The following is a 7,916-nucleotide window of genomic DNA, read 5'->3' as shown; positions in this document are numbered from 1 at the left end:
CCTCGCTCATTCGGCAGGCGACCTCCAGGCCGAGGTCCACCGCCCCGGCCAACTCCCCGCCGAGCCCGTCCCGGCGCCGGCTCGTGTACCCGAGGGTGATCGAGCCCGTCATCCAGTCCAGTGGGACGAGCTCCAGAGCGAGGTCCAGGCTGTGCAGGGCGAAGTGGGGCGGCGGCGCCACGTCCGCAGGTCCCCACGGCGGCGTGGCGTCGGCCAATTCGTAGTTCACCCGCAACCGGCCCCGGCAGAAATCGGCGGGAAGCTGATAATCGCAGTAAGCATCGAAGATGAGCAGCTCGCGCGCCGGGCCGTTGGAGAAGGCGATGCCGCCCCGAGGATCGAGGGCGTATTCCCAGGGGTTGACGACCCGGCGGTACCCGCCCCGCACGCCGGCCACCGAGGATTCCGACAGGTGCAGGGAATACTCGAGGTAGTAGTTCTCGGTGACGCGGGTTTCCATAGTCCCCGTCCGGTTCAGCCCCTCGATGCGCAGCCATTGCCGGTCGGGATCGGGGACATCAGCCCTCCGCCGTCCGACCAGGCTGACCAGGGAGAGGGGTCCGAAGAGGAGACGCACCGCTCCGCCGAACTCGAGGATCGGCTCCCCGGCGAAGGTCATCCCCGCCCCGGTGGAGACGAAGAGTACCCTGTCGGAGGTGAAGGTGTTGGAGAGGTATATGCGCGCGCTGTTCCGAGAGTCGGCGGCGTCGGAGAAGCGGTAGGCGAGATCGGCGGCGAGGAAATCGCTGGAGCCGATGAAGAGTCTGGCGCCCGCGGCGGCGTGCGCATCCAGGACGTCGAACCACTCCGGGCTCCGCTGCTCGAGGGAGCCGACCCCCGCCTCGGCGAAGGCGGTTACCTCATCCTCGGGCCGCCAGACGCCGAGAAGGGATGCCGTCCAGGCGTCCTGTTCCTGGTCGCCCTCCTCCAGGGCGTGACTCCAGCGGTCGTAGTCCGATTGGAGGATCAGCCGGTTACCCCGGGGATCCAACCAGCCGGCGGACATCCGACCCTCTAACGCTTCCCTCATCCCCGCCCGGCGGTCCCGGACGTCGTACGATCCGGCGAGGGAGTAGGCGAACCGTCCGAGCTCCAGGGCGTGGGCCACGCTCGCCGCGCCGTTGGTGTTCCAGTCCAGAGAGCCGTCGAAGCGGAAAAACCGGGTGTGCGGCTCGGGGTAGAGCGCCTCCCCGGCGGGATTGGTCTCCAGGACGCCGGGGCTGTCGGTGAACCGCTCCCCGGCGACGAGCACCCGACGCGCCAGGGCCTCGGTGCGGGGGTCCGGGGATACGTGCTCGCCGAGAAGCTCCTCGGTTTCCGCGAGAGCCGCTTCCTCGGAACGGGTGAGGGTGACGGCGGGGAGCGTCAGGAGGAGGGGGAGGAGTACGATGAGAGGACGGATCACCGCAGCTGTGCGAGGCGGTTCTCAGCCTCCTGGCGGTAGCTCATCGGGAAGTCGCCGCGGATCAAAAGGACGTACTGCCGCCGGGCGGCGACCGGCTGTTGCCGGCGCTCGTAGATTTGCCCCCGGCGTAAAAGGGCGCGCGCGGCGTAGGAGGGGTAACGGTCCGAGTAGTCGTCTATGACCCGCTGGAAGGTGGAGAGCGCGTCGTCGAGCTGCCCGACCCCGAAGTAGCACTCGCCCAGCCAGAAGAAGGCCTGGACGGAAATTTCGGGGGTGGAGCTCACCGCGGCCAGCCGGTAGTACTCGATGGCCTTGGCCTCGCGGCCGTCCATCTGCTCTACGAAGGCGCGCAGAAGGTAGGCCCGGTCCCGGTATCCGTCAACCGAATCGAGGGCCAGGAGCCGGTCCAGCATAGCGCGGGCCGAGGAGAGGAGGCGGATCTCCTTGTAGCAGGAGGCCAGCTCGTAAAGGGCCGGGACGTAACTCGAGCTCCCGGGGTAGCCGTTAATGACGCTCGAATAGTGGAGGATGGCTCGGTCGTAGTCACCGAGCTCCCGGGCGATCTGGGCTATCTCGAAGTGAAGCCCGGCGCGGACCGAATCGGAGGTGCCGGCGGAGAGCGCCTCGAGCAGGAGGGCGAGGGCCTCGTCCAGCTCGCCGGTCTTGCGGTAGCACCGGGCCAGCTCCCGCGTGGCCTCGGCCGTCTCGGGGGATTCGCCGTAGTCCGAGAGGATGCGCCCGTAGAGCCCGATGGCGCCCTCCAGGTCCCCCGAATCCCGAAGGTTGCGGGCCAGCATCAGCGTGAGCTCCGGGGCCAGGTAGCTCTGGGGCCGGAGGGCCAGGTAGGCCTCCGTCGCCGCCGCCACGTCGGGATACCTTCCCCTCCGCCAGGAGGCCAACTCAACGCCGTAGGACGCGTCGTCAACCACCTCGGTTATCCGGCTCTCCGCCACGAGGTTGGAGTAGAGGATGTATGCCCGGTCGAATTCCCCCAGACCGTAGCGGCAGTCGGCGATGCGCCGCCGGCCCCCTCCGGACCACCGAATTCGCAAGCACGGCAGGACTGCTGGCCGCCATCGGTCTGGTCTCGATCCTGACGATCTGCCTCTCGATCTACGGCACCGCCGGCAACGGGCCCAACATGCAGCCCAGCGATGCCACCATCGACAACCCACCGGCCGACCTGTTCACCAAGGCAGGCTGGGCCGAGTTCGCCAGCGGCTTCTGGCTGGGAGGCTGCGGTGGAGCCGCCTTCGCCTGGTTCCTCTGCAGCACCGCCATCCAGTCCCAGTACGCGGACAGGCCGGCGAGCTCCGTCCCGGAAAGGGCGGCTAAGCACCCCTCGGCGGCGCCGTAGTCCTGCCGGTGGTAGAGGCACAGACCCGCCTTGAACCGGGCGGTGTCGGCCCCCTCCCCGCCGTTCCCGGCGATGCGGGTGAAGGCTTCGGCCCCCACCGCGTAATCCCCCCCGGCGTAGGCGGCCTCGGCCAGAAGCCACCCGGCCGCTTCACCCCAGCGTGTGTCGTCGGTGAGACCGGCGGCCGCGGCTTCCGCGGCGGCATACTCGCCGGCCTTGTACGAGGCGTAGCCCATATAGTAGCGGGCGACGGCCTCCTTCTCGGGCTCGAACTCGTCCCAGCCCAGGGCGTCGTGGAGGTTGTCCGCGGCCTCGTCGTACTCGCCCAGGGCGCAGAGGACCAACCCGCGCTCGTAGAGGACCTCCGCCACGAGACCGTGGGGCGAATCGGCGAGGGACCGGTTGAAAGCCTCCGCCGCCCCGGCATAGTCCTCGAGAGCGACGAGCGTGCGGCCCTGCCAGTATCTTATCTGCCCGCGCCAGGCGGGCTCGTCGCAGAGTTCCCCGGCCCGACCGAGGCTCACCTCGGCCCCGGCGGGGTCCTCCAGTTGGAGCTGGGTCTGGGCCAGCGCGAAGTACAACCTCCAGGACGGTTCGTACTCGCGCTCGATTTCCCGGTAAGCCCGAAGCGCCGCCTCGTAATCGCCCAGGGCGTAGAGGCTGTCGCCCAGGTAGTAGAGGGAGAGCCGGCGCGTCTTCGCGTCGGTGGTGACGCGGGTGACCCCACGGAAGCTCGCCGCGGCGCGCGCGTGACTGCCGGTGGCGCGGTAGCCCTGACCCACCGAGAAGAGTGACTGCTCCAGGCGGCGGTCGGTGGGGTCGTTGAGAATCAAGAGCTCGAGGTGGTGCGTGGCCAGCTCGGGGGAGCCTTCGGCCAGCTCCGCCGAACCGAGAAGGAAGAGCGCCTCGGAGTCGGCGTTTAAAACCGCCTCGGGGGTGGCTAAAAGCTCGGTGACGCCGAAGAGCCCCCGGTCGTAGAAATCCTCCGTTTCGGCACGCGCGGATGCCGGCACCGTGAAAACGGTACACAAAAACAACACCCATCCGGCTGTCGCGGATAGCTTCATTTTGAATACATTCAGAGGGGCTCACTTCAGCCCAGTGACTTGTACATATTATAACACGTTCGGGGCCGGAAGTCCGACGGGGAGCGAAGTCGCGCAATTATAACCAGATGCGGTCGGAGTCAATCCACCCTTGCCCAGCCGGGGGCTTCATGGTAGTATTACGCGGTTTTGCGCCCAACACCCGCCGGGGTGTAAAAGAACGGGCAAGAAACGGACCAACGATCGGTCGTGAGGTGAATATGTCAACTATCGTAGTCGTGGGCACACAGTGGGGCGACGAGGGTAAGGGGAAGGTGGTGGATTGCCTGTCGGGCCGGGCCGACATGGTGGTCCGCTTCAACGGCGGGGCCAACGCCGGCCACACCATCGTCGTCGCCCAGGAGGAATACGTGCTGCATCTCGTCCCCTCGGGGGCGGTGCGCGAGGGGGCGGCCTGCGTCATCGGCAACGGCTGCGTGGTGGACGCCGGGCTGCTCCTGGAAGAGTACGACGACCTCAAGCGACGGGGGATAGACCTCGCCGACCGGCTCTTCGTCTCCGGCTTCGCCCACCTGGTGCTGCCCCACCACAAGGCGGCCGACGGCGCCCTCGAGGATTCCACCTCCACGCCCATCGGCACCACCCGCCGCGGCATCGGCCCCGCCTACTGCGACTAGTACGCCCGCTACGGCGTCCGCGTCGAGGACCTCCTGGACGCCCGCGACCTCCGGGCGAAGCTGGAGGCGGCCTACGCCTACCGCGCCCGCTGGACCGGCTCCGGCGAATACCCGCCGATCGAAGAGGTCTACGGGCAACTGACCGAAGAGGGGAAGCGCCTGGCCCCCTTCATCGTGGACACCTCGCTCCTGATAAACGGCTACATCGCCGAGGGTAAAAGCGTCCTCTTCGAGGGCGCCCAGGGGAGCCTTCTGGACGTGGACTTCGGCACCTACCACTTCGTCACCAGCTCCAACCCGGTGGCCCCCTTCGCCGCCATCGGCTCCGGCGTGGGCCTGGACAAACTCGAATACGCCCTGGGCGTGGTCAAGGCCTACCTCACCCGCGTGGGCGAGGGCCCCTTCCCCACCGAGCTCGCCAACGCCACCGGCGAATACCTGCGCGAGCGGGGCTACGAGTACGGCCGCTCCACGGGTCGGCCGCGACGCTGCGGCTGGCTGGACCTCGTCCCGCTCCGGCTCGCCGCCCGGGTCAACGGCCTCCACGGCGCCGTGGTCTCCAAGCTCGACGTGCTGGATGAGCTCGAGGAGATTCCTGTTTGCACAGCGTACAAGCTCCGCGGTAAAATTTTCCACGAGATGCCGCTCCCCGTGTCGCTCCTGGCCGAGGCGGAGCCGGTCTACGAGACCCTCCCCGGCTGGAAGACCGACACCTCGGGCATCACCTCCTGGGACGACCTGCCGAAAAAAGCCCAGGCGTACCTGCGCTTCATCGAGGAAGGCTGCGGGGTGCCCGTGGTGGCGATAAGCGTGGGACAGCGCCGCGACCAGATAATCTGGCTCGAGGAGGTTTTCTAGCTCCCGGTCCGGTCCCCGTAGGAGCCCGGTGGTGCGGGTAGACAAGTGGATAACGAAAGCAGGCGGGGCCGAGTCCCCGCCTCTTAATATTGTGTAAAGCCAAAAGCTGCCGGCCTATGGTAGAGGTAGCCAAATATCCGCTTCGACCGGCCCTTCTTCCGGATAGATGTCAAAATCTTTCTCTGCGGTAATATCGTCGTTTGTGCAGTCAACCTTGCCGTACCAACCCGCCGGCCAGGGGCCCAACAGGGGGTCGAACACATAGTTGCCTCCATTGTCTGTTTGATCCATAGCAATGTAAGTCCAGGAGAGGCCCGGCAATGCCTTTTTGAACACTAGTACCCATACCTCTGCTACAGGCTGCGGTGGATCTTGGCTATCGTAAACCGTTCCGTACACTGCGTAATTGCTCACGGCCAGCGGTTTCACCTCGTCGTCCGTGGAGACGGCGTCGGAGCGGCCACCAGGGCGATTACGCCGGCGGCGATGGCGACGATGAGCACTATGTACAGTGTTTTTATCACGTTTTCCTTTTGTGGCGTGAATTGTACTTTCGGGCGAACCCCGGGGTTTAATTAGCCCAAATTTTCGTGGCTGTCAAGGGCTGGTTACAGAAATATGTGACTTTCTTGTAAAAAATATTCTACCAGACCTTGACACTCGATTATTTTCGGACTAAATTGATTACGTCAAGAAAGAATAAGATGGGTGGTGGAGTCATGAAAGCGCTTTGCTCAACGGTAATCCTACTTGTCTTGGCGTCTGTCTCCTCGGCCGGTGAGTGGCATATCGAAACGGTGGATTCAGCGGATGACGTGGGTGAATTCACCTCCCTGGCGCTGGACTCCTCCGGTTACCCCCACATCTCGTATTGTGATAAATACGACGATGATCTCAAGTACGCCCGCTGGGACGGCTCCTCCTGGCAGATCGAGACGGTGGACTCGGAGGGTGACGTGGGTGAGTACACCTCCCTGAGGTTGGATGACTTCGACAACCCTTACATTTCTTATTTTGATTCCACCAACGTTGATCTTAAATACGCACGGTGGGACGGCGCCGTTTGGCAGATAGAGACGGTAGACTCGGTGGGTGACGTGGGTAGTTTCTCCTCCTTGGCGCTGGACTCCTCCGACTACCCGCATATCTCGTATAGCGACTGGGATAACGCAAACTTGAAGTACGCCCGTTGGGACGGCTCAGAATGGCGGATCGAGACCGTGGACTCGGAGGGTATTACGTGTTACTACATCTCCCTGGCTCTGGATCGGAGGGATGGGTAGGCTTCTTCTCCTCCTTGGCGCTGGATGACTCCGGCTACCCCCACATCTCATATTATGATTTAGATAACTATGATCTCAAATATGCCCGCTGGGATGGCGCCGAATGGCGGATCGAGACCGTGGACTCGGAGGGATACGTGGGCGATTACACCTCCCTTGCGCTGGATTCTTCCGACTACCCCCGCATCTCGTATTGTTATACCATACTTTTCGTTGGTTATGATTTGAAGTACGCCCGCTGGGACGGCGTCACCTGGCAGATCGAGACGGTGGACTCGGAGGGTGCCGTGGGTGAATACACCTCCCTGGCGCTGGATACGTCCGATAATTCGTATATTTCGTATTACGACGGGAGCAATAATGATTTGAAACTTGCTTGGTATAAACCCAACCGTTTTCACCTGCTTAGCCCCGGAAAAGGTGATACGATATACGAATTCCCCTTCACGTTTGACTGGGAGGACCACGACCTCGACGGGCTCGAAAGCTACACCCTCTGGTGGGGCGAAGACCCGGATTTCAACACCTATAATGAAATCACGGATATTGAAGAGTCGGAATATACGTTATCCGGCGGCCTAGAGGACGGGGACCGCATCTACTGGCGGGTGAAATCGCTGGACGACCAGGGCGGGGAATACTGGGCCGAGGAGCTGGACTGGTACTTCGACGTGGACCTGGGCGGCGGGGTGGACGTCGCCGACTTCGGCGCGGGTGCGACCGACGAGGGAATTCTCGTAAACTGGCGCCTCTCGGGCGGGGAACCGGCCGGGGTGCGCGTCCTGCGGGGTGAGGGCGAGCCGGAGATCATTTCCGGCGTTCTGCCCGGCGATTCATCGAGATACCTCGACCGCGACGTGGAGCCCGGCGAGAGTTATTCCTACTGGCTGGAGGTCACCGAGGCCGACGGGTCGGTCTCCCGCTTCGGCCCCACGGAGGCGATCACCATCCCCGGTGAAACGCCCGAGCTCGCCCTCTACGCCGCCTACCCCAGCCCGTCGGGGGATGTTGTCAACTTCACTTACTCCCTGACCGCCGACGGCCGCGTTGTACTGTCGGAGTACGACCTCTCGTGCCGGCGGGTGGCGACGCTCGTTGACTCGGAGCTGACCGCCGGGCGTCACGAGGTCGCCTGGTCCTGCGCCGATGTGCCCAGCGGTGTTTACCTCTACCGCCTGGAAACGAGCGCGGGGTCGTTGACGCGGCGGCTGGTCGTCAGCCGGTAGCGCCCCCCTCTCCCTGTGGGAGCGGCGCGCCGACGGGATGGGGGTGAGGGTCCAGGTTGAGAAC

Annotated in this window: 5 protein-coding genes and 3 pseudogenes; 4 read left to right on the top strand and 4 right to left on the bottom strand. The window is 64.6% G+C overall.

Annotation, left to right across the window (positions count from 1 at the left end):
• Both NTW26_05305 and NTW26_05300 read right to left on the bottom strand, forming a co-directional pair.
• Positions 1-1,405, bottom strand: a 1,405-nt coding sequence (locus NTW26_05305) for a hypothetical protein (protein MCX7021680.1), incomplete at its 3' end; no start/stop codon positions are given.
• Positions 1,402-2,202 carry a tetratricopeptide repeat protein gene (locus tag NTW26_05300; GenBank protein MCX7021679.1) on the bottom strand — a complete coding sequence of 267 codons (801 nt, stop codon included), beginning with the start codon at positions 2,200-2,202 and terminating at the stop codon, positions 1,402-1,404. The genes NTW26_05300 and NTW26_05305, both read right to left, overlap by 4 nt.
• Before the next feature lie 227 nt (positions 2,203-2,429).
• Here NTW26_05300 and NTW26_05295 point away from each other — a divergent pair.
• Positions 2,430-2,762 (top strand): annotated as a pseudogene (locus tag NTW26_05295) (hypothetical protein).
• Here NTW26_05295 and NTW26_05290 read toward each other — a convergent pair.
• Positions 2,759-3,829: pseudogene (locus tag NTW26_05290) on the bottom strand (tetratricopeptide repeat protein). The pseudogenes NTW26_05295 and NTW26_05290 sit on opposite strands and share 4 nt — an antisense overlap.
• A 239-nt stretch (positions 3,830-4,068) precedes the next feature.
• On the opposite strand from NTW26_05290, the pseudogene NTW26_05285 reads away from it, so the two are divergent.
• Positions 4,069-5,343, top strand: a pseudogene (locus NTW26_05285) (adenylosuccinate synthase).
• A 114-nt stretch (positions 5,344-5,457) separates the two neighbouring features.
• Here NTW26_05285 and NTW26_05280 read toward each other — a convergent pair.
• Positions 5,458-5,772: a hypothetical protein gene (locus NTW26_05280; GenBank protein ID MCX7021678.1), complete on the bottom strand. Its 315-nt coding sequence runs from the start codon at positions 5,770-5,772 to the stop codon at positions 5,458-5,460.
• Positions 5,773-6,062: 290 nt separating this feature from the next.
• Here NTW26_05280 and NTW26_05275 point away from each other — a divergent pair, with 290 nt between their 5' ends.
• Together NTW26_05275 and NTW26_05270 are read left to right on the top strand one after the other, a co-directional pair.
• Positions 6,063-6,626: a hypothetical protein gene (locus NTW26_05275; GenBank protein MCX7021677.1), complete on the top strand. Its 564-nt coding sequence runs from the start codon at positions 6,063-6,065 to the stop codon at positions 6,624-6,626.
• A gap of 14 nt (positions 6,627-6,640) precedes the next feature.
• Positions 6,641-7,852: a T9SS type A sorting domain-containing protein gene (locus NTW26_05270; GenBank protein MCX7021676.1), complete on the top strand. Its 1,212-nt coding sequence runs from the start codon at positions 6,641-6,643 to the stop codon at positions 7,850-7,852.
• Positions 7,853-7,916: the final 64 nt, after the last annotated feature.

This window comes from bacterium (assembly GCA_026398675.1).
Classification (GTDB): domain Bacteria; phylum RBG-13-66-14; class RBG-13-66-14; order RBG-13-66-14; family RBG-13-66-14; genus RBG-13-66-14.
The sequence above is the reverse complement of the archived record's forward strand: the minus strand, read 5'-3'. Positions and strand labels throughout refer to the sequence as shown.